At 69.6% G+C, this 25,062-nt stretch carries 16 protein-coding genes; 5 read left to right on the plus strand and 11 right to left on the minus strand.

Features of this window, described 5'->3' with window-relative positions; translation table 11 throughout:
- Nucleotide 1 precedes the first annotated feature (1 nt).
- The 9 genes from ACZ6TB_RS00055 to ACZ6TB_RS00095 form a co-directional block, all read right to left on the minus strand.
- On the minus strand, nucleotides 2-934 hold the full coding sequence (locus tag ACZ6TB_RS00055) for a carbohydrate ABC transporter permease (RefSeq protein ID WP_465548835.1): 933 nt from the start codon (nucleotides 932-934) through the stop codon (nucleotides 2-4).
- The gene (locus ACZ6TB_RS00060; RefSeq protein WP_465548837.1) at nucleotides 931-2,286 is read right to left on the minus strand and encodes an ABC transporter substrate-binding protein; all 1,356 of its coding nucleotides are present in this window, start codon (nucleotides 2,284-2,286) and stop codon (nucleotides 931-933) included. Before ACZ6TB_RS00060 ends, ACZ6TB_RS00055 begins: the two co-directional genes overlap by 4 nt.
- A 171-nt stretch (nucleotides 2,287-2,457) precedes the next feature.
- Nucleotides 2,458-4,836 carry a ricin-type beta-trefoil lectin domain protein gene (locus ACZ6TB_RS00065; protein WP_465548839.1) on the minus strand — a complete coding sequence of 793 codons (2,379 nt, stop codon included), beginning with the start codon at nucleotides 4,834-4,836 and terminating at the stop codon, nucleotides 2,458-2,460.
- Complete coding sequence (locus ACZ6TB_RS00070) at nucleotides 4,833-7,181, minus strand: RICIN domain-containing protein (RefSeq protein WP_465550257.1); 2,349 nt, start codon at nucleotides 7,179-7,181, stop codon at nucleotides 4,833-4,835. The genes ACZ6TB_RS00065 and ACZ6TB_RS00070 overlap by 4 nt, the downstream gene beginning before the upstream one ends.
- Nucleotides 7,182-7,228: 47 nt before the next feature.
- Nucleotides 7,229-9,193, minus strand: a complete 1,965-nt coding sequence (locus ACZ6TB_RS00075) for an alpha-L-fucosidase (protein ID WP_465548841.1) — start codon at nucleotides 9,191-9,193, stop codon at nucleotides 7,229-7,231.
- A gap of 12 nt (nucleotides 9,194-9,205) precedes the next feature.
- Nucleotides 9,206-10,642, minus strand: coding sequence for an arabinofuranosidase catalytic domain-containing protein (locus tag ACZ6TB_RS00080; protein WP_465548842.1), 1,437 nt, complete (start codon nucleotides 10,640-10,642; stop codon nucleotides 9,206-9,208).
- A 32-nt stretch (nucleotides 10,643-10,674) separates the two neighbouring features.
- Nucleotides 10,675-12,486, minus strand: coding sequence for a family 43 glycosylhydrolase (locus ACZ6TB_RS00085; RefSeq protein ID WP_465548844.1), 1,812 nt, complete (start codon nucleotides 12,484-12,486; stop codon nucleotides 10,675-10,677).
- A 15-nt stretch (nucleotides 12,487-12,501) separates the two neighbouring features.
- A complete protein-coding gene (locus ACZ6TB_RS00090) occupies nucleotides 12,502-14,118 on the minus strand; it encodes a glycoside hydrolase family 27 protein (protein ID WP_465548846.1) in 1,617 nt (538 codons plus the stop codon).
- Between the two features lie 3 nt (nucleotides 14,119-14,121).
- On the minus strand, nucleotides 14,122-15,222 hold the full coding sequence (locus ACZ6TB_RS00095; RefSeq protein ID WP_465548848.1) for a ricin-type beta-trefoil lectin domain protein: 1,101 nt from the start codon (nucleotides 15,220-15,222) through the stop codon (nucleotides 14,122-14,124).
- Nucleotides 15,223-15,641: 419 nt separating this feature from the next.
- Between ACZ6TB_RS00095 and ACZ6TB_RS00100 the strand changes: the two genes are divergently transcribed.
- Complete coding sequence (locus tag ACZ6TB_RS00100) at nucleotides 15,642-17,132, plus strand: non-reducing end alpha-L-arabinofuranosidase family hydrolase (RefSeq protein ID WP_465548850.1); 1,491 nt, start codon at nucleotides 15,642-15,644, stop codon at nucleotides 17,130-17,132.
- A gap of 63 nt (nucleotides 17,133-17,195) precedes the next feature.
- On the opposite strand, the gene ACZ6TB_RS00105 is transcribed toward ACZ6TB_RS00100, so the two are convergent.
- The gene (locus tag ACZ6TB_RS00105) at nucleotides 17,196-19,463 is read right to left on the minus strand and encodes a metallopeptidase domain-containing protein (protein WP_465548852.1); all 2,268 of its coding nucleotides are present in this window, start codon (nucleotides 19,461-19,463) and stop codon (nucleotides 17,196-17,198) included.
- A gap of 8 nt (nucleotides 19,464-19,471) precedes the next feature.
- A complete protein-coding gene (gene ppk2 / locus ACZ6TB_RS00110; protein ID WP_465548854.1) occupies nucleotides 19,472-20,344 on the minus strand; it encodes a polyphosphate kinase 2 in 873 nt (290 codons plus the stop codon).
- A 186-nt stretch (nucleotides 20,345-20,530) separates the two neighbouring features.
- Between ppk2 and ACZ6TB_RS00115 the strand changes: the two genes are divergently transcribed.
- From ACZ6TB_RS00115 to ACZ6TB_RS00130, 4 genes are all read left to right on the plus strand, one after another.
- Nucleotides 20,531-21,358 carry a MerR family transcriptional regulator gene (locus tag ACZ6TB_RS00115; protein WP_465548856.1) on the plus strand — a complete coding sequence of 276 codons (828 nt, stop codon included), beginning with the start codon at nucleotides 20,531-20,533 and terminating at the stop codon, nucleotides 21,356-21,358.
- A complete protein-coding gene (locus tag ACZ6TB_RS00120; RefSeq protein ID WP_465548858.1) occupies nucleotides 21,348-22,256 on the plus strand; it encodes an ABC transporter ATP-binding protein in 909 nt (302 codons plus the stop codon). The genes ACZ6TB_RS00115 and ACZ6TB_RS00120 overlap by 11 nt, the downstream gene beginning before the upstream one ends.
- A complete protein-coding gene (locus ACZ6TB_RS00125; RefSeq protein ID WP_465548860.1) occupies nucleotides 22,253-23,836 on the plus strand; it encodes a hypothetical protein in 1,584 nt (527 codons plus the stop codon). Before ACZ6TB_RS00120 ends, ACZ6TB_RS00125 begins: the two co-directional genes overlap by 4 nt.
- A gap of 92 nt (nucleotides 23,837-23,928) precedes the next feature.
- Nucleotides 23,929-24,927: an Acg family FMN-binding oxidoreductase gene (locus tag ACZ6TB_RS00130; RefSeq protein ID WP_465548862.1), complete on the plus strand. Its 999-nt coding sequence runs from the start codon at nucleotides 23,929-23,931 to the stop codon at nucleotides 24,925-24,927.
- The last annotated feature ends 135 nt before the right edge of the window (nucleotides 24,928-25,062 follow it).

Raw genomic sequence — 25,062 nt, forward strand, 5'->3', positions numbered from 1 at the left:
TTCAGTCCGTCTCGAACAGGCCGCCGCGCAGCACGAACACCGCCGAGAGCGCGAGGGCGATGACCAGCAGCAGCAACGAGATCGCCGCCGCGCCGTTGAAGTCGTTCTGCTGGAACGCGTACTGGTAGGCCAACTGGTTGAGTGAGTAGTCGTTGGGCACCACCGCGTTGCTGGCCTGAGACAGCAGTTGCGGCTCCACGAACAGCTGGGTGCCCGCGGCCAGCGACATGATCCCCATGTACGAGATCCACTTACGCAGCATCGGCAGCTGGATATGCCAGGCGATCGGGATCGGGCCGGCCCCGTCGATGCGGGCGGCCTCGACAACCTCGGCGCTGATGTTGTTGAGCGCGCCGTACATGATCACGATCCAGCCACCGGCGCCGGTCCAGAACGCGATGATCGCGAAGATGATCGGCAGGTGACCGGGGACGATGACCTGGACGAAACCGGAGAGGCCCAACAACCGCAGCAGGCCGCCGACCGGGCTGGCCGTCGGGTCCAGCAGGAACAGCCAGAGCAGCACGCTCGACGCGCCGGCCAGCGCGCCGGGCAGATAGAAGATCAGCCGCAGGCTGCTGCCGAGCCAGCGTATCCGGATGGCGTGCACCGCGACCGCGAGGACCGTCACGAGCACGACCAGCGCGATCAGCCAGATCACCAGGAAGTACGCGACGTGCCCGACGGCGGGCAGGAAGCGGAAGTCCCGGACCACCTTGCTGAAGTTCGCGAGCCCGGCGAACCCCCCGTTGCCGTCGGTGAAGGCGAGGTACAGCGCGTACAGGGCGGGCAGGATCCCGAAGGCCACGGTCAGCGCCGCGTAGAGGGCGACGAAGCCGTAGCTCATCGCACTTCGGCCGCCGCCCATCGGCCGGCCGCCCGGCCGCCGGCGTGGGAGCGCCGCCGGCCGGGCCATCTGTTCCACCGCAGTCATGTGACCGTGTAACCGTTGACCTGGGCCTGGTTCTTGATCGCCGTTTCCCACTCGGGAAGCAGAGCGACCAGGCTCTTGCCGTCGGCGATGGCCGGCGTCATGGTCTTGGCCCAGATCGCCTCCTGGCTGAAGATCCCGGAGCCCCAGCCGTCCCAGATCTCCGTGCCGGCTTTGACGATCGGCTGCAGGTCGGTCGCGTAGTAGCCGCTCGACTCCTGCTTCTTGACCCACTTGCCGGCCGCGGCCGCGAAGGCCGGGTAACCAGGGGCCAGGTTCACCTGGTAGGCGTCGGCGGTGGTGACGAACGCGGCGAACTTCGCCGCCGCCTTCAGGTTCTTCGCATGGCTGCTGATGAACCAGGTTCCGCCACCGACGTTACCGGTCACCGCGGTGTCTCCCGTCCAGGCCGGTGGATCGGCGACGCCGAGCTGCCCCTTGGGGACGTTCAGCGACTGCGGGTTGTTGAAGATGGCCCCGGCGTACCAGGCCGGTCCGGGCATCACCAGGACCTTGCCCGAGTACTTCTTCACGAACTCGGGCGTGAAGACGCTGACGTTGGGAGTGGTGCCGTTCTTGATGAGGGTGTCGAGCATGGACGCGGCCCGCTTGCACTGGGTCGTGCCGGTGTCGACGGTGACGGACGCGGGCCCGGTCACGCCGTTCGCCTGGCACTTGCTGGCCCAGAAGAAGACCTCCGGGGTCCACGCGTCACCGACGGTCCCGACGATGTAGCCGGGGTGCTCCCGTGCCACCTTCTCGCCGAGCGCCTGGTAATCCTCCCAGGTCGCCGGCACCGCGTAGCCGAACTTCGTCAGCAGGCTCTTGTTGTACCAGAGCACCGCCTGGGCGAGATCGTTGCGCAGGCAGTAGACCTTGCCCGCCACCGTGCACGGGTCGAGCGAGCCCGGCGTGAACCCGTCGAGCGTGGTTTTGGGGACCAGCCCGCCGCCGAGCACCGCGGCGAACGCCTGCTTGCCGCCGGACTTCTGGCTCGCCCACGCCGCGTCGTTGTTCTGGGTCGAGAACACGACGTCCGGCCAGCCGCTGCCGGCCCGGTCGAACAACTGCATCTTGGTACGGAACGAGTTGGACCCGTTCGCGGAGCCGTCATAGGTGACCACCTTGATCGGCACGTCCGGGTTGGCCTTCTTGAAGGCGTCCGCCGCGCCCGAGCGGTCGGCGTCCACCCACACCGTGATCTCGGCCTTGTCGTCCTGAGCGACCTGCGGAAAGCCGTATGAGCCGGCCGAGCCGCCGCCACCGTCGCCGCCGCCTCCGCAGGCGGTCAGCGCGAGGGCGATGGCCAGAACCCCGGCGCCGCCGAGGACGCGTGATCGTGCGATTCCACCCATATTGAGGTCCTTTGTTGGAGAGACCGTGGTAACGGGGAGTTCATCGTCACGAAAATATAAGAGCATACGTATTATGTTTGCAAGGCTGGATAACAGGGAGCCGGGAATCCCCCTGCTGGATCCCCGGCCCCCTGAGCTCGGCGCCGCCGGACGGCGGCCGTCACCGACCCGTCAGGATCTGATCCACTGCTGGTTGCTGCCCCCGTTGCAGGTCCACAGCTCGACCGCCGCGCCGTTGGTGGTTGCCGCGCCGGTCACGTCCAGGCACAGGCCGGAGGCGACGCCGGTGATGGTGCCGTCGGCGTTGACCCGCCACTGCTGGTTGGTCGCACCCGTGCAGGACCAGATCCGGATCCGGGCGCCGTTGGCGGCGCTCGGCGCGTCGAGGCACTTGCCCCCGCTGTAGACCGTGAGCTGGTTGCCGGAGGTCAGCGTCCAGCGCTGGTTGGTGCCGCTGTTGCAGTCCCAGATCTGCACGGTCGCCCCGTCGGCCTGGCTCTGCCCGTTGACGTCCAGGCACCGGTTGGAGCCCGCCCCGCGGATCTCCCCGGTGGGACCGGACCCGCCTCCGAGCGGGGTGATCGACAGGTTGTCGAACTGCGCCGTCACGCCCTGTCCGGTGGCGTAGCCGATCTGGCCGGCCACCCAGGTCGAGTCGGACACGCTGCCGACGGTGGCGCCGTCGATGGCGGCGGTCAGGCTACTGCCGTTGAGCGTGAGCGACAGCTTGTGCCAGCGGCCGGTGCCCAGGGCCGCCACGCTGCCGCTGAGGAGGGTCCGCTGGTTGCCGCTGGTGTTGTTGCTGCGGATGGACCACGAGCCGTTGTCGGCCACCCGCAGGTAGTAGGCGTTGAGGTTCTGCGGGCCTTCATGGTTGTAGTTGGTGGCCCGGCCGATGAGCTGGGCGTAGCCCGACTTCTCCAGCAGGACGTCGGAGGAGACCGTGTAGTTGCGCCAGCTGAGATCGCCCAGCAGGCTGAACGGCTCGGCGTGACCCGACGTCCAGAAGATCGGCGTCTGCTCCGACATCTGGCGTACGCATTGACCGGCACGACCGGCGGCGCAGGCCACCACCTCGAACGAGCCCTGGTGGTCCATCAGGTACTTCGCTTCCCGGCCGGTCTGGTAGCCGTCGAAGCTGTCGGCGTACGGCAGGGCCAGGTTGCCCTGCGCCGGGCTGGTGGCGGTGCCCTTGCCCTGACCGCTGGTGGTGGTGATGCTGTAGACGTAGCCGGGCTGGACCGTCAGCGAGAACGACCCGTTCGCCGGGGTGATGTCGCTGCGCCGGACGAAGTGGTCGGCGCTGTTGCCCGACCGGACGTTGGTCGACCACACGTGGACGGTGCCGGTCGACAACCCACCGGTGACGCTGAACGTGAGGTCCTGCGCCGAGGCGGCGTCCATCGTCTCGACGATCGTGCTGTAGTCGCTGTTGTTCGGCGACTTGAGCGAGACGTAACTGCCGTTGCTCTTGCTCCCGCCGAGGTAGCCGGTGGCACCGTCGAGATAGCGCCAGCCCGGCGCGGTGAACTGCGTCGTCTGCGCCATCACCCAGGTGCTCTTGCCGATCGAGTAGTAGCCCGACCAGGGTTGCGGCGCCATCGCGACTCCGGTGGTTCCCCACGGGATGTTGGGGGTGATCGCGGCGATGACCGGCCAGTTGAGGTACGCGGTCATCTTCCCGTCGATGTAGTCGCGGTTGATCCCGCGGGCCAGGGCCGTCGCGCCGGCGTTGTAGTCGTCGGATCCGTTCTCGCTGGCCCACAACGCTTTGCCGGAGTTGACGGCGTTGGCCGAGCTCGGGCAGTCGGTCTGCGCGCTGCGGTAGCCGCATACGTAGTGGCTGCCGACCACCGACACGGCGGCGGCGAAGGCGGGGTCGCGCTGCGCGTCGTCCGCGGTTCCCCAGCCGAACTCGTCGGAGGCCACGATCTTCACGTTCGGGTACCCGCGCGAGTTGAGCGCCGAGCGCAGGTTCTTGTACCAGGTCACATCGCGGCCGCGCTCGTTCCAGCCGCCGAGATAGTCGATCGTCAGGCCGTGCGAGGTGGCACAGCCGAGCCACGCGATGAGGTAGTCGATCGCGTCGCTGGACCAGAAGTTGCCGTTGCCGATCCAGCCGGGCGCTCCCCACGACAGCCCGACGAGCTTGATGTTCGGGTTGCGCGCCTTCGCCTGGCCCATCAGCCACCACTCGTACCCGCGGTCGCAGTTCACCGCCCCCCGGGTGTGTTCGTGGCTCGGCTCCGCGCCGGAGGTCGAGTTGGTGTCCCCGCCGATCTCCACCTTCATCATCTGCATCGCCGCGCCGTAGCCCGGCTTGAACAGGTAGTCGAGGATGTCGCTGCGCTGCGGCTCGGGGTAGTCGAACAGCAGGCGGCTGTTCCCGCCGCCGCCACTGATGGCCCCGACGCCGTCGAAGGTCCGTCCGCCCGACGACCCGTTGACGGTGATCGCCGTCGCGGCCTGAGCCGGCGCCGGGAACGCGACCAGCAGACCGGCCAGCATCGTCAGCAGTGTGGCCGCCGCCGGCCACCTTCGTCTTCTCATGAGATGCCCTTCCACTGTTGGTTGGCGCCGCCGTGGCAGGTCCACAGGTCGACCTTGGTGCCGTTCGCGGTCGCGTTGCCGATGACGTCCAGGCACAGCCCGGACTGCACGCCGGTGATGGTGCCGTTGGCGTTGAGGTTCCACTGCTGGTTCGCCTGGCTCGAGCAGTCCCAGGCGATCACCGCGGTGCCGCTGGTGGTGCCCTGCCCGGAGGCGTCGAGGCACTTGTTCCCGTACACCCGCAGTTGTTTGCCGGTGGTGTAGGTCCATTGCTGGCTCGTCCCGGTACCGCAGTCCCACAGCTGCGACTGGACACCGTTGGCGCCGGTGCCGGCGTCGAGGCAGCGACCGGATTGAACGCCGGTGATCCGCAGGCTCTGGCTGCTGCCGCTCTGCGGCCCGGCCGCCGCCATCACCGCCTGCGCGCCCGACGGCCAGTTGCCGTTGGTCACGGTCACGTTCCCCGACACGACGTTGCCGCGGTCGCCGTTGGTGACGTTCGAGCTGCCGTTGGTCGACCAGTTGCCGGTGACGGTGAAGTTGCCCATGTTCTCGGCGCCCCAGTAGTTGGCGGTCGCCCAGGTGCCGGTGGCCGAGAAGACGTTGGTGCGGGCGGTGTAGTAGCGGGAGCCCTCGTCGAAGTAGAGCCCGAACCAGCCGTTGGTCCGCAGGCAGTAGTTGTCGCTGATGAGCCCGCCCGGGTTGGCCGACAGGGTGTAGATGCACCCGCCGTCGGTCATCTGCTGCATGACGTCGTGCACGTAGTTGCCGACGAGCTGGTTACCGGACGCCGTGGTGGCCGTCGAGTAGCGGGGCTGGTAGTTGTACAGCCCCCGGTTGGCATAGGTGTTGCTGCCCCCGGCGTCGTTGGAACCCCACCCGTAGCCGAGGGACATGCCGGTGTACGGCAGGTTGTAGACCTCGTTGTGCGCCACCGAGGCGTTGGTGACGTAGGTGGTCAGCACCGACACGATGCCCCGATGCTCGAGTCCCAGGTCGTGCAGCCGGTTGTTGCTGATCGTGATGTCCCGGTTGACCATGCGGGCGTCGCCCGGGTGGTGCGCGTCGGCCCGCACCCCGCCGACGACGATGCCGCCGGCCACGTCCCGGGCGATCTCCGATCGGGTCACCGTGATGCTGCTGGCGCCCAGCCCGACGCCGCTGCCGTGGGCGTTGGCGTCGTTGCCGATACCGATCGCGGTCTGCCCCAGATTGACGAACTGGGAGTCGGTGAAGGTGATGTTGTTGGCCGCCGAGACCTGCACGGCAGCCGGGGACTGCTGCCAGTTGGGCCGGGTGGCCTCGAACTGGGTGCAGCCCTCGTTGCAGGACGTGAAGCTGGGCCAGTTCCAGGTGCCGTAGATGTAGGCGCCGGTCTGCTGATCGGCGTAACCCTGGTTGCTGCTGGGACCGAGCCAGCTCGTACCGGTGAAGGTGATCCCGCTGAAGGTGATGTGGTGCGCGGGCGCGGCGTAGCTGCCGCCGACCTCGACCAGGGACGACAGCGTCGGCAGCTCCACCGCGGCGGTGCTCATGCTCTGCCCGGCGAGCGGGATGTAGGACAGCGCGCCGGTTCCGGGATCGAGGTACCACTCCCCCGGCGTGTCCAGGAACTCGTAGGCGTTGCTCAGGTAGAGCGGGCCGGCCCGGTGCGGCTGGGCGAACGTGTCGTACCCGAAGTTGTTGTTGCTCCAGCCGGGCTGCTGCATCGTGATCTGGTTGCCGCTGATCCGCTGCACCGACGCGTACCGATCGGTGAAGGAGCCGACGCCCTCCACCTGAACGCGGCTCTGGTTGGCCAGGTTGTTCAGGTAGCTCAGGGCGCCGTTGGTGAAGCGCAGACCGGTGCTGTCGGCGGTGAAGTCGGCCCGGTTGACCTGGGTCCGGGCCCGCGTGGCCACGGCGCCGTTGACGTAGAGCTGCCGGCTGTCGATCCCGGCACCCACGTTGGCCCGCCAGATGTTGCGGCCCGAGTCGACGAGCGACCACCCGGTGACCGCCCGCGCGCCGCTGATCACCGGATGGGCCGACGGAGCGGCCTGCCACACCACGCGGTAGCCGTTGGCGCCGGAGTCGGCGGCGGTCAGCCGCAGCGGCGACGACTGCCGGTACACGCCGTCGGCCAGCTGGACGACGATGTCGCCGGACATCGAGGCGGTCAACGACCGCGCGGCCGTCTGGGCCGCGGCCAGCGAGCACGGTTGGGCGGCGGTGCAACTGGTGCCGCTTCCGGACGGAGCGGCATAGAGGGTGGTGCCGGCGGCGAGGGCCGGCCCGGAGCAGGCCGCCACGGCGACGACCGCGGCCACGGTGGTCAGCGCGGCCGTCGCGGCCACGGTCAGCATCGGTCGGGGCACGGAGTCTCCTTTCGGGGTCGGAGGCGGACCGGCCGTCAGACCGCGGCGATCGTCCATTGCAGATTGGTGCTCGAGTCGGGCGCCCACAGTTTCACCGGCGCGCCGACGGTGCTGATGCCGCCGCTGTCGAGGGCCGTGCCCGTGCCCCGGTTGATGATCTGGTAGCGGCCGCCACCCATGTCGTTGAGCCGCCACTGCTGGTTGTTTCCGCCGTTCCAGGAGGTCTCGATGGCCAGGGCGCCGTTGGCGGTGTTGCCGCCGCTGTCGGCGACCAGTCCGTTGGTCCGGTTGACCAGGCGGTACCAGCCGCTTCCCAGCGCGACCAGCTGCCACTGGAGATTCGTGCTGCCGTCGTAGTTCCACTGCTTGAGCTGCGAGCCGGAGGCGACGTTGCCGCCGCCGTCCAGGACCAGGCCCGTGGTGACGTTGGTGATTCGCGTCCAGCCGGTGGGCAGGCCGGAGCTGCCGGAGCCGAGCGTGGGGATGGTTCCCGAGAAGGTCAGCTTCAGCACGTACGCCGGGGCGCTGTACGGGGCGGTGGAGGGCAGCGTGATGTGCAGGCCGCCGCCGTCCTGGGTGCGGGTGGGAAGGTCGATGTAGGTGCCGGCGGTGCTGCCGAGCAACTGCACCGAGGTCAGGGTGCCGAGGTTGATCCGGTTGGCGCTCAGCGTGGTCAGGTGCGCGATCCCGCCGGGCCAGCCGAGCAGGGTGGCGTACAGGATGCGGCTGTTCTTGCTCTGGGTGAAGCGGACGTCCTGCGCGGTTCCGGTGCGCGGCGTCTGGAACGTTCCACCGCCCATCTGGGTGGGACCCTCGCCGAACGCGGTCCAGGCCCGGGTGGCGTAGATCGATTCCCCGAAGCGCCGGAGATAGTCGCCGATGCCGCGCAGGATCGTCTGCTGCCCGGACGGGATGGTGCCGTCGGCCATCGGCGCGATGTTGAGGACCATGTTGCCGTTCTTGCTCACCCGGTCGATGAGCGCGTGCAGCAGCGCGTTGGTCGAGTAGTAGCCGATGCCGGTCGTGTAGCACCAGCTGGAGCTGCTGATGCTGTCGTCGGTCAGCCAGTACGGCGTCTGGATGCCGGCCGGGCCGCCGCGCTCGAAGTCGAAGACCTCGCCGCGGTTGTCGAACCCGTCCTTGTAGGTCGCGACGACTTCCCGGTCCCAGGCGACCGCCCGGTTGTAGTAGTAGGCCAGGAAGTCCAGCCGCCGGGACTCGGGCAGCTGCGTGAGGTTGAAGTCCTGCCAGATGATGTCGGGCTGGTAGCCGTCGATTACCTCGCGCAGCTTGTCGTACCAGAGCTGCTGCTCGGCCGAGGCGCCCAGCTGGCCGTAGAGCTTGCGCAGGCCGGCGTCGGACTGGCTGGGCACCCATTGGTAATAACCGGTGAAGTTGTACGCGTGGTGCATCGCGACCATGAGCTTGAGGCCCTTGCCGCGAATGGCGTCGGCGTGCAGCCGCAGCAGGTCCAGCTTCGGTCCCCGGGCCACCGAGTTCCACTCGTTGACGCTGCTGTTCCACATCGAGAAGCCGTCGTGGTGCTCGGCGACCGGTCCGGCGAACTTCGCACCGGCGTCGGCGAACAGCTGAGCCCAGGCGCCCGGGTCGAACGCGCCCCCGGCCGAGACCAGCTTGGGGGCGAACTGGACCCAGTTGCCGGCCTTGTCGCGCGCGCCGTTGATGAAGTTGTGGTACGGCCACACGGACGGATCCCCGTACACCGCCTTGTGGTGGTTGTTCTCGTTCGAGCCGTTGTTGTACATGTTCCGCGGGTACCACTCGTTGACGTACGCGGGAACGCTGAACGCTCCCCAGTGGTAGTAGATCCCGAACTTGGCGTCCTGGAACCATTCCGGCGCCGGCGGGTGCTGGTCGACCGACGACCAGGAGGCGGAGTAGCTGGTCGGTCCGGGGATGGCGGCGAATGCGGGAGTCGCGCGCAACAGGCCGGTGGCTCCGGCCGCGGCGAGCAGGGACCGGCGGGTGAAGCGGGGCATACGATCACTCCTTCAGCGATAGCCGGCGGCGATGATGTTGGCGTGGACGGCGTTCTCGGTGGCGTCGGACGGGTAGCCGGCCACCATGGCGCCCTCGTAGAAGGTCCCGGCGCTCAGGTTCGCGCCGCCGTCGGGCTTGCAGCAGTCACCGCCGCTGCCGAGGACGATCGCGCCCTGCTTCTTCATCGGGTTGTACCCGGAGGGAAGAGCGCCGTCCCAGAGCGTCGTCAGGCTGCCGGACTGCGCGTCGCCGCCCTTGATCGCGAACCGCGAGGTCCCGTTGTTCTTCAGCGTCGCGGTCACGAACTTGCTGGTGAAGGCCCGCTGGTTCGGGTTCCACGAGGTGCTGCCGCCGGGGAACAGACCCCACTCGAGGTCGGCCTGCACCCACGGGCCGCTTCCCGAGCAGCCGCCGAACCAGCACTGCTTGCCGAAGTTGAGGGCGTCCATCGCGCCGGCCGCGTCGGCCTTGCGGGTGGTCTCGCTGTTGCCGTAGTCGAAGCAGCAGCCGCTGTTGACGTGGGTGCCGCTGGTGACCATGTACATGCCCTCCGGCGCGCTGCCGGTGGGCACGCCGGTCAGGTGCCCGTCGCGCCAGTAGCTGTTGCCGGGGTTGATGTACAGGGAGTAGGCCTTGGCGCCGCCGATGCTCAGCGACTCGGTGGTCGCGACGGCCGGCTTGCTCTGCGAAGAGCCGGGCACCACCGACGACCCCTGGTACCACAGGTCGTTGCCGTGGCCGGACTGGTCGTACACCACGGTGATCACGCAGGTCGTACCGGCGCAGAAGGAATCCTGGCCGGCGCCGTCGGCCGCGCCGATGTTCCTGGTGGTGTTGTCGGACGCGCGCCGCACCTGGTAGAGGCTGCCGCGGTAGGAGCTGTAGAGCGCCCGCACCGTGCTGTGCGCGGCCACGCACGGGGTGCCGCCGGCCGCGTACAGGTCGCAGGGCCCGCCGGTCGCGGTCGACGTGCCCTGGCTCCACCGCTGGTTGGCCTGGCCGTTGCAGGACCAGATGATGATCTTTGTGCCGTTCGCGGTGGCCGCCCCGTTCGCATCGAGACAGAGGCCGGACTGGACGCCGGTGATGGTGCCGTCGGCGTTCACGTTCCACTGCTGGTTGGTCTGGCCGTTGCAGTCCCAGATGACGACGGCGGTGCCGTTGGTGGTGCCCCGGCCGGACGCGTCGAGGCACTTGGTGCCGTACACGGTGAGTTGTTTGGTGGTGGTGTAGGTCCAGGACTGGTTGGCGGCGCCGGAGCAGTCGTAGAGCTGCGTCTGCGCGCCGTTGGTGGTGCTGGAGTTGGGGACGTCGAGGCACCGCCCCGAGGCCGCGCCGACGATGCGGGCCGGGGTGCCCACGACGGCGGCCGAGGCGGCTTGCTGAGTGACGGTGACGGCGGTGACGGCGAGGATGAGGCTCACCGCGGTGCGAACGATAAGGCGCACGATTCCTCCTGAACGGGGGGCGGGGATGGTTGCTATTGGAGGGAGACGTCGTCGAGGTAGTAGCCGTCGGTGCCGGCGTCGGTCTCGACGTAGAACGTGGCGTTCGACAAGGTCCCGCTCCAGGACACGGCGGTGGTGCCGGACAGTTGCGTCCAGCCGCCCGCGTTGACCGTGGTCGAGGGGGTCAGCGACACGTAACTGGTCGAGCCGCCCGCGGTGATCGCCAGCGTGGCGCGTGCCGCCGGCGTGCCGCTCTGGGTCCGGACCCAGGCGCTCGCGGTGTAGGTCTTGCCGTTGGTCAGGCGGGACGTCACGTCCTGCGCGATGCCGTTCCACGACGCGGTGCGGCCGGTGATCGCCAAGGACCCGCTTCCGCCGTGCGCCACGCTCGTGGTCGGCGTCAGCGTTCCGGCGCCGAACACTCGCCAGCCGGTGGTGCCGTTCTCCGCGTTGCCGTTGGTGATCGCGTCGGTGGTGGCGGCCGACCCGCCGAACTGCCACCAGTTCACGTTGAACAGCGAGCCGCTGCCGCCGGTGAACCGCAGGTACAGGTCCTGCGTGCCGGTGGCGCCACTCACCGGGCAGGTGACGGTCGTCCAGGTCTGCCAGCCGCCGGTGCCCGGGACCGTGCAGGTGCCGGCGATCGTGCCGGTGGGGCTGCCCAGCCGGAGCTCGATCTTGCCACCGGACGCGGCCGAGGCGACCCGCGCGGAGAACGAGGTCGCGCCGCCGCCGAAGGCGACGCCCTTCACCTTGATGTAGTCGCCGTTGTCGATGTAGCCGACGTTCATGCCGCCCTCGCTCGCCGGCTCCGTCTCGACCCCGCTCTCCCAGGCGATGGTCTCGGCCTCCTGACGCACGTACGGGTTGAGCGTGCCGACCTGGGGTGCGCCGGCGCTGGTCATGGTGATCGTCGGGATGGTGCCGTCGGCGTTGTAGCTGAACTTCTCCACCGCCACCGACCGGGTGTAGCCACCGCCGCCGGGCAGCGCGCCGTTGTGGTAGAAGAAGTACGACCCGCCGTTGAAGTCGATGACTCCGGGGTGATTGGTGAAGCTGCCGCCCTGGGTCGGCATGACCGTCCCGCGGTAGGTCCACGGTCCGGTCGGCCCGGTCGCGGTCGAGTAGGCGATGAACTCCGAGCAGCACTTCGCCGCGAAGACGATGTAGTACAGGCCGTTGCGCTTGTACACCCACGGCCCCTCTTCGAACAGGGTCGGGCGGTTGGCGTCACCGGTGCGGGTGCCGAAGCCGGCGGTGGTCAGCGCGATCTTGGTGGGGCTTCCCGAGTACGAGGTCATGTCGGCGTTCAGCCGGACGTACCAGAGATCGGGGTTGCCCCAGTAGAGGTACGCCTGACCGTCGTCGTCGACGAACACGGTCGGGTCGATCTGGCCGTTGCTGACCAGGGGACGCCCGATCGCGTCGGTGAACGGGCCGGTGGGGCTGTTCGAGACGGCCACGCCGATGCCCATCTGCCCGGTCGCCCGCACGGTCATCGGGACGTACCAGTAGAACTTGCCGTTGCGGTAGACGGTCTGCCCGGCCCAGGCGTTGGCGCTGGCCCAGGTGAAGCTGGCCAGGTTCAGCGGCGAGCCGTGGTCGGTCCAGTTGACCATGTCGGCGGACGACCAGACCCGCCACTCCTTCATAGTGAAGTAGGTCGAGTTGTCCTCGTCGTGCCCGGTGTAGAGGTAGACGCGGCCGTTGTAGACCAGCGGGGCGGGGTCGGCGGTGTAGATGGTCTGGACGATCGGGTTGTCGGCGTGCGCGGCCGGCGCGAGCAGGGCGGCGAGGCACAGCATCGCGACTGTCAGGAGGCTGCCGACGAGTTTCGAGCGCATGGGAGCTCCTCGGGTTCAGACGCGGGACCACCGCTGGTTGGCGGCGGCGGTGCAGGTCCAGAGCAGGACGACGGTGCCGTTGGCGGTCAGGTTGTGGTCGACGTCGAGGCAGAGCCCGGACTGGGTGCCGCGGACGGTGCCGTCGCTGGTGAGCGTCCACTGCTGGTTGGCGCCGCCGTTGCAGTCCCAGAGCTGGGCCTTGGCGCCGGCGGTGGCGTTGACCGGCGCGTCGAGGCACTTGCCGAGCGCCTGCAGCGTCGAACCGGAGCTGGTCCAGCGCTGGTTGGCGCCGCCGTTGCAGTCCCAGATGACCGGCTGGGTGCCGTTGGCGGTGCTGCCGTTCGGCACGTCCAGGCAGCGGCCGGACGCGGCGCTGACCAGGGTGGTGGCACCGGAGGGAGTGCCGGTGCCGCCGCCGCTGACCCGGTACACCACGGTGCCGTGGCCGGGCACGGAGGCGCTGATCGATCCGCTGCTGGTGCTGGTCGCGCCCGTCCAGGCGTCGCGCAGCGTGAAGGAGCTGCCGGTCTTGCCGATCGCGGCGGCCGTGGTCGACACGGTCGTGGTGCCGCTCCCCTGATTGAACAGGGCGACGGCGACGTCGCCGTTGGACAGGGGCTTGGCCAGGACCCGGCGGGTGCCGTCGTTCGAGATCTGGGTGCCCTGCCGCCCCAGGGAGTCCTGGTTGATGGCGATGAGGTTCTGGTTCTTCAGGATCGTCTGCGTGGCGGTGTTCATGCTGCGGATGTCGTTGCCGGCGATCAGCGGGCTGGCCAGGACGCTCCACAGGGCGAAGTGGCTGCGCATCTCGGTGTCGGTCATGCCGCCCCGGCCGACCTCCATCATGTCCGGGTCGTTGAAGGCGCCGGGCCGGGCGTATCCGGCCAGCGGGACGGTGACGTTGACGATGTTCTGTACGCCCATCGGGTAGCCGTTGGTCTGGCCGGTGTCCCAGGCGTTGGTGATGTCCTCGGTGGTGCGCCAGATGTTGGCCACGTCGCCCCAGTTGCGTTGCGGCCCGGTCTTGGCGTGGAAGCTGTTGGGGTTGATGCTGTAGAGGATCGGGCGGCCGGTGGCGGCCAGCGCGTCGCGCATCCTGGCGAACGTGGCGACCTGCTCGTCGATGGTGCCGCTGGGCGAGCACCAGTCGTACTTCAGGTAGTCGACGCCCCAGGCCGCGAACTGCCGCGCGTCCTGCGCCTCGTGTCCCTGGCTGCCGGTCGCGCCGGGGTACGCGTTGGAGTACTGGGCGCAGGTCTCGGCGACCGGGACCTCGTACAGGCCGAATTTCAGGCCCTTGCCGTGCAGGTAGTCACCGAGGGACTTCATGCCGCTCGGGAAGCGCGTGGGGTCGCCCTGCAGGTTCCCGGCCGAGTCCCGGTTGGGGTTGAACCAGCAGTCGTCCACCACGACGTACTGGTAGCCGAGGTCCCGCATGCCGCTGCTGACGAGGGCGTCGGCCATCTGCCGGATCAGCGTCTCGTTGATGTTGCAGCCGAAGGTGTTCCAGCTGTTCCAGCCCATCGGCGGCGTGCGGCCCACGCCGTTCTCCAGGGCCTGGGCGGCGGGGGCGTGCAGGACGCCGGCGAGCAGCAGCAGTCCCGCGACGAGCGCGGTCCTCAGACGTCTCATCGGTTACCGCCTCGTCCATCGCTGGTTCGCAGCGGCGGTGCAGGTCCACAGGACGACCTGCGTGCCGTTGGCGGTGGCGTTGCCGCTCACGTCCAGGCAGAGCCCGGACTGGACGTTGCTGATCGTGCCGTTGGCGTTGAGGTTCCATCGCTGGTTGGCGCCGCCGTGGCAGTCCCACAGCTGCGCCTTGGCGCCGGCGGTGGCGTTGGTGGGTGAGTCCAGGCATTTGCCGACGGCCTGCAGGGTCTGGCCGCTGAGGGTCCAGCGCTGGTTGGCGGCGCCGCTGCAGTCCCAGATGATCGGCTGGGTGCCGTTGGCGGTGTTGCCGCCGGGCACGTCGAGGCAGCGGCCGGAGGCCGCGCTGACCAGTGCCCCGTCGCTGCCGGTGCCGCCGGGGTCGCCGATCGACCCGGGGACGGTGCGCAGCGCGGCGTACCAGGTGGCGGCCATCTTGTCGTAGCCGGTGGCGGTGGGGTGGATGCCGTCGATGAGATCGGCGGAGGTCAGCGCCGCGTGCATGTCGACGAGGTGGACCCGCTTGCCGGCGTTGACCTTGGACTGCACGATCCCGGGAACGGCGGCGTTGAAGGTGCGCGCGGCGGACTCCTGGCTCGCCGAGCTCAACGGGATGATCGTGGCCACGAACACGTCGGCCGCGGGCGCCGCCGCCGTGATGTGGTCGATGAGGGTGGACAGCCGGCCCGGCGCGCCGCCGAGGTTGTAGTTCTGCAGGACGTCGTTGGTGCCGATGTGCAGCAGCACGGTCCGGGGGCCGGCGCCGGCCAGCCATCCGTTGATGTTCGCGTCGATCTGGTCGATCCGCCAGCCGGGGTGGCCTTCGTGGTCGTGGTCGCCGAGCGCGGCCGGCCCGTTGAACTGCGTGCCGACCAGATCGACCCGGTAGCCGGCGGCCGCCATCCGTTGCCACAGGCCGATGCGGTAGCCGCCGGGAACCTGCGTGCCCTCGGTGATCGAGTCGCCCAGCGGCATGACCCGCACGCCGCCGTTCGACTCCGCGGCCGCGCTGCCGGCCGGGAGGGCGATGCCGGCCACCGCCAGCACGGCGCCGAGCGCCGTGGCCAGCAGCCTTCGTCTTGTGCGCATGCGAGTGTCCCCTTTCGGATCGTGTTAGCGATAACAGCGCCAAGCGCGTCCAGGTCCACACCGGGGGAGGCAGCGGGAATTGGGATGCGAGCGTTAACAGCTTGATGCGTGAGATTGCCAGAATGTTTCTGCGTCTTCAAGAGGCATTCGCCGGCGCTGCCGCGGACAGATATCGCGATCATCCGTGGTAGCAACGGGTTTTGGCTGGTCGATGCCGGTGCCGGGCCGGCCGTGGCGACCGCCGAAAGGCTGGCCGGAACGGTTCGCGACTTCCACCCGCCACGCACATAACCAGTTTTCAGTGACCATTTGGAGAGATTCGATTCTTGACGGCAAGGTTGTGAAGGTTAACATCGACAAAACACAATCACCTGACACTTCGCGATCCACCGCGCGTCAGCAACATTCAGGAGGACCTCGTGAATCCATCCCCGCCCCGACGCCGCCGATGGCTGACGGCGGCAGCCGCAGCGCTGACCACGCTGGCCGGCGGCGTCCTCACGTTCGTCTACGCTCCCCCGGCGTCGGCCGCCACCATCGACACGAGCGCCTGGTACGTGCTGGTCAACCGCAACAGCGGAAAGGCGCTCGACGTCTACAACCTGGCCACCAACGACGGGGCGCGGATCACACAGTGGTCCCGTAACGACCAGAACCAGCAGCAGTGGCAGTTCGTCGACTCCGGCGGCGGCTACTACCGGCTCAAGTCACGGCTGTCCGGCAAGGTCCTCGACGTCTACAACTGGTCCACCGCCGACGGCGGTTCGATCGTCCAGTGGACCGACAACAACGCCGCCAACCAGCAGTTCAGCGTTCAGGACATCGACGGCTACATCCAGCTGGTCAACCGCAACAGCGGCAAGGCCGTCGAGGTGCAGGGCGCCTCCACCGCCGACGGCGGCAACATCGTCCAGTACGCCGACTGGAACGGCGCCAACCAGCAATGGGCGCTCGCGCGAGTCGGTGGCTCCACCCCCACGACGACACCGACCGGCGGCGGCACGTGTTCCCTTCCGTCGTCCTACCGGTGGACCTCCACCGGGGCGCTGACGAACCCCCGGTCGGGCTGGGCCTCGCTCAAGGACTTCACCGCCGTCCCCTACAACGGCGGACATCTGGTGTACGCGACGACGCACGACAACGGGTCGACGTGGGGCTCGATGAACTTCGGCGTCTTCACCAACTGGTCCGACATGGCCTCGGCCAGCCAGAACGGCATGTCCGCCGGCACCGTGGCGCCCACGCTCTTCTACTTCGCGCCCAAGAACATCTGGGTGCTCACCTACCAGTGGGGCCCGACCGCCTTCTCGTACAAGACCTCCAGCGACCCCACGAACGCCAACGGCTGGTCGGCGGCGCAGCCGCTGTTCTCGGGCAGCATCTCCGGATCGGGCACCGGCCCGATCGACCAGACCGTCATCGGCGACGGCACCAACATGTACCTCTTCTTCGCCGGTGACAACGGCAAGATCTACCGAGCGAGCATGCCGATCGGCAACTTCCCCGGCAACTTCGGCACCTCCTACACCACCGTCATGAGCGACAGCACGAACAACCTCTTCGAGGCGCCGCAGGTCTACAAGGTCGCCGGCCAGAACCAGTACCTCATGATCGTCGAGGCCATCGGAAGCCAGGGCCGGTACTTCCGCTCGTTCACCGCCACCAGCCTCAGCGGCTCCTGGACCCCGCAGGCCGCCAGCGAGAGCAACCCCTTCGCCGGTAAGGCCAACAGCGGCGCCACCTGGACCAACGACATCAGCCACGGCGACCTGGTCCGCTCCACCGCCGACCAGACCATGACCGTCGACCCGTGCAACCTCCAACTGCTCTACCAGGGCCGAGCCACCAACTCCGGCGGCGACTACGGCCTGCTGCCCTACCGGCCCGCCGTCCTGACCCGGCAACGGTGACCGGGCACCGACCCGCTTGATGCCCGTGGCCGCCCCGTCCCGCCCGGACGGGGCGGCCGATGGTTACTTGTGGTCGATGACGAAGTTGAAGCCGGCCGCGCGGTGGAATCCTCCGGCCGGGCATGCGCCCTTGTCGCGGTAACCGTCGAAGTACAGGTCCGAGCACTTTTCGCAGAATCGCCAGTTGTTCTGCCCGGGCGACGGCGCGTCGTGGGGAAGGACGAAATCGAACCCGATCGGCGTGTGCCCGGCGGCCGGGCACATGCCCTTCGTGGGGTAGCCGTCGAAGAACAGCACCTGGCAGTTGCGGCAATGGCGCCAGTCGGGCTGGCCGAGTGCGGGATCGTCGAAGGGCAGCTCGAAGACGAATCCGGCCGACTCGTGGGCCCCGCCGGCGGGGCATGCCCCTTTGGTGGCGGCGCCGTCGTAGAACATCGTCTGGCATTTGTCGCAGTAGCGCCAGTCCGTCTGCCCGGCGCCCAACGAGTCGTGCGGCAGCGTGAAGTCGTAGCCGGCCGGTGTGTGCGGCCCTCCGGCGGCACACCGCTCTTTCGACGGGAAGCCGTCGAAGAACATCGCCTGGCATCGGGAGCAGTAGCGCCATTCGCTCTGGCCGGGGCCACCGTTGTACGGGATGCAGTAGTTCGGCCCGGTGGGCACGTGCCCGCCCGCCGGACACGTCCCCGACGTGGGGAAACCGTCGAAGAACAACGCCATGCACTTCCCGCAGTAACGCCACTGCGCCTGACCCGGGAGAACGGCGTCGTGCTGCAGGACGAAATTGCTGCCCGCGGCCGCGTGGTACGTCCCCGCCGGACACACGCCCTTGCTGGGGTAGCCGTCGTAGAACATCGCCCGGCATTTCCGGCAGTAGCGCCAGTTCGCCTGGCCGGGCGGAGGTGGCCAGGTCTCGCTCGCTATCCGCACGATGGTCGCGTCGAGGGCCGGGTCGTGCGAGACGACCGTGACGTTGAGACCACCCTGGTCGAGGTACAACGTCGCGCCGGGCTCCACCGGAAGAAGGCCGATCCGCAGCGAACTCGTCTGCCGTCCCGACCCGGTCGACGCGTGCAGAACCAGGTATCCGGGCGCGCCGGTGTCGGTGACGGGAACGCCCCGGTCATAGCCTCGCCGGCTGCGGTACTCGATGGTGAGTCGTTCCCCGCCCGGCTGCGGCAGGAGTCCGTCCGCCCAGGCCACGACCGGAGTGCCGTGCACCCCGGGCAGCGGCGCCCCTTGCAACGCGGCAAGCTCCTCGACGGTGACGGCGGGGCGATTGCGCAGGACGAGGCCGATGTCTCGCCCGACGCCCGGCTGCGACAGATCGAGCCAGCCGCACGCCAGCAGCGCCGGCGCCGTCATTCCCGGCCCGGTGCCGGAATGCGACGGGAGGTCGTGCGGCAGCGAGAAGTTGAAGCCGGCCGGGCTGTGTCCCGGTCCCGCCGGACACGAGCCCTTCGTGGGGAACCCGTCGAAGAACATCACGCCGCATTGCACGCAGTATCGCCAGTCCGCCTGCCCCGGCCCGGTGATGTCGTGCGGCAGGACGAAATGGAAGCCGATCGCCTCGTGGCCACCACCGGCCGGGCAGCTCCCCTTGCCCGGGAAGCCGTCGAAGAACATCGCGAAGCACCGGGAGCAGTACCGCCAGTCCGGCTGGCCGGGCTCCTGCGTGTCATGAGGCAGCACGAACGTGAAACCGGCGGCGCGGTGTTGACCTCCGGCCTGACACACGCCCTTTGCCGGCAGGCCGTCGTAGAACATCGCGAAGCAGTTCGCGCAGAAGCGCCACTCCGCCTGGCCGGCCTCGAGCGCGAAATCGAGCTGGTCGTCGCGATAGCTGAACTTTGCGCCCTCGGCGCCCATCACGCAGAAGTCGTCGCCGTACTCCTGGGGCCCACCGGGCGCGGCCAGGTTCGCGTGGTTGGCGTTGTACTGGTGCCCGATCTCGTGCGCGACCACCGCCGGATCGAAATCCTGCGCCCCGATGTGCGTGACCTTGCGGTCTCGCGGACGTGTGGCGCCGAGGTAGGCATCTGCCTTGTCGATGACCAGCACGAAGTGATCGAAGACGGAGAGATCGACGTCCAGCCCGTCCTGCACGAGGGGGATCACCTTCCCGGCGACCTCGAACCGGTCGGCGTTCCACTGCTGGCTGGTCATCGGCAGCCGGTACCAGTCGAAGACGCGGAACTCCATCGCGTCCCGCCCGCCGGATTGCTGCGCGTAGTACGCCGCGACGCTGGTTGCGGCGCGAAAGAGCCAGTGCTGGGTCAGCGTCGTGACGCGAGGCGCGTCCGAGCAGCTCACGGGGAGGTAGGCAAGCTTCATAGATCGACCTAACTTGGCGCTTTACGCCGGTTTCCGGCTGGTTTGCGCTTCGTCCTGACCGGGGAAGGGCCGGCCGTCAGCGACTCGGCGTGGTCCGGCACGAGCGTCTGCATCTCGCGCGGGGTTCGCTGGTAACCGACCGACGGCGGCCGGGGTGGCAGTGACAGCGGCACGCGCTGCACCTCGTGGTAGGGAATCGTGGAGATCAGGTGGGCGATCATGTTGATCCGCGCCCGCCGTTTGTCCTCACTCTCCACGACGTACCAGGGCGCCTCCGGGATGTCGGTGTGCAGGAACATCTCGTCCTTGGCCCGGGAGTAGTCCTCCCAGCGGCTGATCGACTCGAGGTCCATCGGAGAGAGCTTCCAGCGGCGCATCGGGTCCTGGAGCCGGGATTGGAAACGCTTCTCCTGCTCGTGGTCGCTGACCGAGAACCAGTACTTGCGCAGCAGAATCCCGTCCTCGGTCAGGAGCCGTTCGAAGATCGGGCACTGGTGCAGGAAGCGCATGTATTCCGCCTTGCTGCAGAAGCCCATCACCCGTTCGACGCCGGCCCGGTTGTACCAGCTCCGGTCGAACAACACGATCTCGCCGGCGGCCGGGAAATGCTCGACGTAGCGCTGGAAGTACCACTGCCCGCGCTCGCGCTCGGTGGGCGCGGGCAACGCGGCGATGCGGGCGAGGCGCGGATTGAGGTACTCGGTGACCCGCTTGATCGTGCTTCCCTTACCGGCGGCGTCGCGCCCCTCGAAGACGACGGCGACCCGGGCGCCCGTGGTCTTCACCCATTCCTGCATCTTGACGAGCTCACCCTGCAGCCGGAACAGCTCGGCCTCGTAGAGGGTCTTGGGTAGTCGCTCGATTTGCTTCTGTTTGGTCACCGCAGCCCACCTTCTCCGAGCCGGCCGTACCTCGGACTGTAGTTGCGCTTGGGGTCCTTCGGCCCTCCCGACGGCCTCGGTTGCCGGTCTAGCGTCGCATCAAGAGCTGGTGGGGAGCCGAGATGAGCGCCCTGAGGAAGCCGTCGGCCTTGACTGTGACGTGACGTCACACTGGAGACTGCCCGAGTGCGTATCAAAGAGCTGGCGGATCTGACCGGCACGACGGTCCGCACGATCCGCTACTACCATCACATCGGGCTCCTGACCGTCCCCGAGCGGCACGACGGCCGCCGCGACTACGACTTCGCGCACGTCGCCCGGCTGGTGCGGATCCGCTGGCTGGCGCAGGCCGGCATCGCGCTGGCCACCATCGCGGTGATGCTCGGCGACCAGACGCCGTCGGCCGGTGCCTCCCTCGACCTTCGCCGCGAGTCGGTCCTGGCCGATCTGCGAGCCGGCGTCGAGTCCGTCGAGCAACAGGTGCACGAGCTGCAGGGCCAGCGCGAACGCCTGCAGCGCTTGATCACCGGCGTCGAACGTGACGGCCACCTGTCGCCGATGCCCGCTTCGATCGTGCTGTTCTACGACCGGATGCAGGATCGGACGACCGACGAGAGAACCCGGCGAGTCATCCGCGAGGAACGCGACTTCATGGAGCTGGCGTTCTACCGCGGTGACATGCCGGTGGAGTCCGCGGTCTTCTACGAGAGGCTCACCGAGGCCGGGCTGGTCGACAGCGCCGCCCTCTTCGGCCGGATAGCCGAGCGGGAAGAGCACGCCCACCTGCTCGACGAGCAGGAGATGAACCGGATCGCGACCGCGGTCGTCGACCGCATCCACCGCCAGCTGGGCGCCGGCGCCGACGAGGCGCTGCGGTCGATCGACATCGACCATGCGCGGCGAGCCGCCGATCTCTACGTCCGGCTGGCGCAGCCGCACCAGCGGCGCCTGGCCCGGACCATCGGCGACGCCCTGCTGACCGCCATCGAGAAGGGCCGGGCCGGTGACAGCTGAACAGCCGGTCGTCGACGTCACCGGCCTGGTCAAACGGTTCGGCACGTTCACCGCGGTGGACGGGCTCGACCTGCGGGTGCGGCATGGCAGCGTGCACGGCTTTCTCGGACCCAACGGGGCCGGCAAGTCGACCACGATCCGGGTGCTGCTCGGGCTCTACCGGGCCACCGCCGGGCGGGTCACGGTGCTCGGCCTCGACCCGGGCCGGCACGGCGACCAGGTCACCCGGCGTCTGTCGTACGTGCCCGGCGAGGTCACGCTGTGGCCCAACCTCACCGGGCAGCAGGTTCTCGACGCGCTGGCGGGATTGCGCGGCAGCCGCGACGAGGCGGCGGAACGACGGCTGGCCGAGGCGTTCGCGCTGGACACCCGCCGCCGGGTCCGCACGTACTCCAAGGGCAACCGGCAGAAGGTCGTGCTCGTCGCGGCGTTCGCGGCCCGCACCGACCTGCTCGTCCTGGACGAGCCCACCTCGGGCCTCGACCCCCTGATGGAGGAGGTGTTCCAGCACTGCGTCCGGGAAGCGGTGGACGCCGGCCGCACCGTCCTACTGTCCAGTCACATCCTCGCCGAGGTCGAGGTCCTCTGCGACACGGTGACGATCATCAAGGACGGCCGACTCGTCGAGTCCGGCCGCCTGGCCGACATGCGGCACCTCGCCGCGTCCACCGTCACCGCCCGGCCGCCCGCCGGCATGCTCGCCCCCGTCGCCGATCGGCTGCGGCGGCTCGGCCTCCACGCCGAACCGAGCGACGGCCTGCTGCGCCTGAGCGTGCCGCGCAGCCTCGTGGCCGAGACGCTCGGTGTGCTCGCCGAGGCCGGCGCGGACGACATGACCTGCACACCGGCGAACCTCGAGGATCTCTTCCTGCGTCACTACGAGGTGGCCGCCCGATGACGCTGACCCGGCTGCTGCTGCGCCGCCACCGGCTCACCCTGGGCTCCTGGCTGCTGTTGTTGATCGGCTTGTCGGCCGGCACGGTGACCGCCTATCAGGACACCTACGCCGGCGAGCAGCAGCGCCGAGCCGCCGTCGCGCTCGCGCAGTCCAACGCGGCCTCCACCATGATGTACGGCCGGCTGCCCGGCCCCGGCACACCGGCGCAGATGTACGCATGGGAGATCGGCGCGTTCGTCACCATCCTCGCCGCGGTCATGGCGGTGCTCGTCGCCGTGTCCCTGACGCGGGCCACCGAGGACGACGGCACGCTCGAACTGCTGCGCGGCTGCGGGCTCGCACCGGGACAGCCGCTCCGGAGTGCGCTGAGCGTGCTGGGCGGATGCGCCGGCGTCCTCGCGGCCGGCGGCACGATCGCCGCCGGCGTGCACGCCGGCGCCGTCGACGGCGTCACCTGGGCCGGAGCGGCGGCCTTCGGGACCGTCGCCGGGCTGACGTTTCTCCTGTTCGCCGCCGTGACGGTGCTGCTCGCGCAGATCGCGCCCACCGCCGGGCGGGCTCGTTCGCTGGGCTTCGCCGTCATCGGCGTGTCCTTCGCGGTACGGGCGCTGGCCGATACCCAGCGGGCCGGCTGGCTCAACTGGTGGAGCCCGCTGGGTCTGCGCGCGACCATCGAACCGTTCACCGCCGATCGATGGGCGGCCGCGATCGTGCCGCTGACCGTCACCGTCCTGGCCGCGATCGGGGCCGTGGCGTTGTCGGACCGGCGCGAGTTCGGCGCCGGCCTGCTGCGTCGGCACGAGGCTCGGGCCGCGCGCCTGCGGGTTCGATCCACCGCCGCCCTGGCCGCCCGGCTCGGTCGAACATCCCTGCTCACGTGGACGGCGGCGGTCGCGGCGATCGGCGCGCTCTTCACCGCGATGGGCGCCGGCGTCGTCGACCAGCAGCGCACCGGCGATGTCGGCGGGTTCCTCGGCGCGCAGCTGGGCGGCGTCGATCCGGCCGCCGGCTACCTCTCGTACTGCGGGACGGTCGCCGGCATCATCGTCTGCGTCTACGCGGTGCTCTCCGTCGCCGAGAGCCGGCACGCGGAACGGTCCGGCGTGATCGACCTGATGCTGGCCGGCGGCGTGCGACGCTGGTCGCCGCTGGCCGCCCAGGCCGCTGTCACCGCCGCGGGCTGCGCGGTCGTCCTGGCCGTCACGGGGGCGCTCGACGCCCTGATCGCACCGGCCGTCCTCACCGGCGACGACATCGCCGCTCGCGCGTTCGTCTATACCTTCGGCCAGTGGCCGGCGACCGCGGTCATGGCCGGCTGCGCCGCGCTCCTCGCCGGGCTCGCCCCGCGCTGGACCGCGCTGGCGTGGCTGCCGCTGACGGCGAGCGCCGCCCTGGCGCTGCTCGGCGACCTGCTCGAGGTGCCGCACCGCGTCCAGCAACTCGGCGTGTTCGCGCACGTTCCGGACGCGGCCTCCGCCGATCCCTCGCCCGCGGCGCTCGTGGCCCTCGCCGGCATCGGCGCCGCGATGTACGTCGTGGGACTGGTCGGCATGTCGCGGCGGGACCTGATCGCCGGCTGACGATCGGCATCGGGCTCGGGTCTTTCGGCCCTGAACGGCGCCGTCACGGCCTGCGACCGTGGAGACACCCAACGACCCCAGAGGTGGTCCCCATGACCAAGCCGGTGACTGACGTGACCCTCGCCGAGGCGCGCGACGCCCTGGAGCTGGCCGCCCGGGCTTCACTGCGGGCGCCTTCGGTGTTCAACACCCAACCCTGGCGCTGGCGGATCACCGGCGACGTGCTGGAGCTGACGTCCGACCCGGAACGCCGCCTCACCGTGACCGACGCCGAGGGCCGCCTCCTGCTGCTCAGCTGCGGCGGCGCCTTGCACCACGCGCGGGTCACGCTGGCGGCCGGGGGCCTGCGCGCCGAGGTGCGGCGGCTGCCCGAGGAACGGCGCCCCGACCTGCTCGCCACGGTGCGTATCGTCGGCCGCACCGTGCCGGACCCCGTCGCTCAGACCATCGCCGCGGCCATCAGCCGCCGCCGCACCGACCGCCGCGCCTTCGGCGAGCGCCCGGTGGCCGAACCGACGATCACGCGGCTGCGCCGGCTCGTCGAGGCCGAAGGCGCCTATCTGCACACAGTGCCAGACGACCGGGTTCCCGAACTCGCGATCTCCGTCGATCAGGCCGCCGACGCCAACTACTTCGACCCGGCGCACCGCTCCGAGCTCACCCGCTGGACCCACCGGCCGGCCTGGACCGGCGACGGCGTTCCGCCGGCCACCGCGGTCGAACCGAGCCTGCGCCGGGTGCCGGTACGGAACTTCCTCCCCGACGGCTCGCCGGGAATGCTGGCCGGCGCGGACCACGACGAGGGCGCCGCGTACGTCATCATCTTCGGAACCACCGACCGGCCGGTCGACCTTCTCCGCGGCGGCGAAGCCATGTCCGCCCTGCTCCTGCAGGCCACGGCCGAGGGGCTGGCCTGCGCGCCGATCAGCGAGGCGGTCGAAGCCGCCTGGCCACGCCGCCTGCTGACCCGGCTGCTGGCCGGGGTGGGCGAGCCGTACCTGATCGTGCGGCTCGGCTACGTCGAGTCGGCCGATCCGGTCCCCCCGTCGCCGCGGCGCACGCCGACCGACGTCATCCGGATCGAGGAATGACGGCGAGGAGCACCCCGGCGCGGGGGGGGGGGGGGGGGGGAGGGAGGGGGGGGGAGGGGGGGGGGGGGGGGGGGGGGGGGAGAAAGGGGGGGGGGGGGGGGGGGGGGGTGGTCGATGGTGGCTGGTGGGTGTTGG

The organism is Actinoplanes sp. NPDC051537 (genome assembly GCF_055586105.1).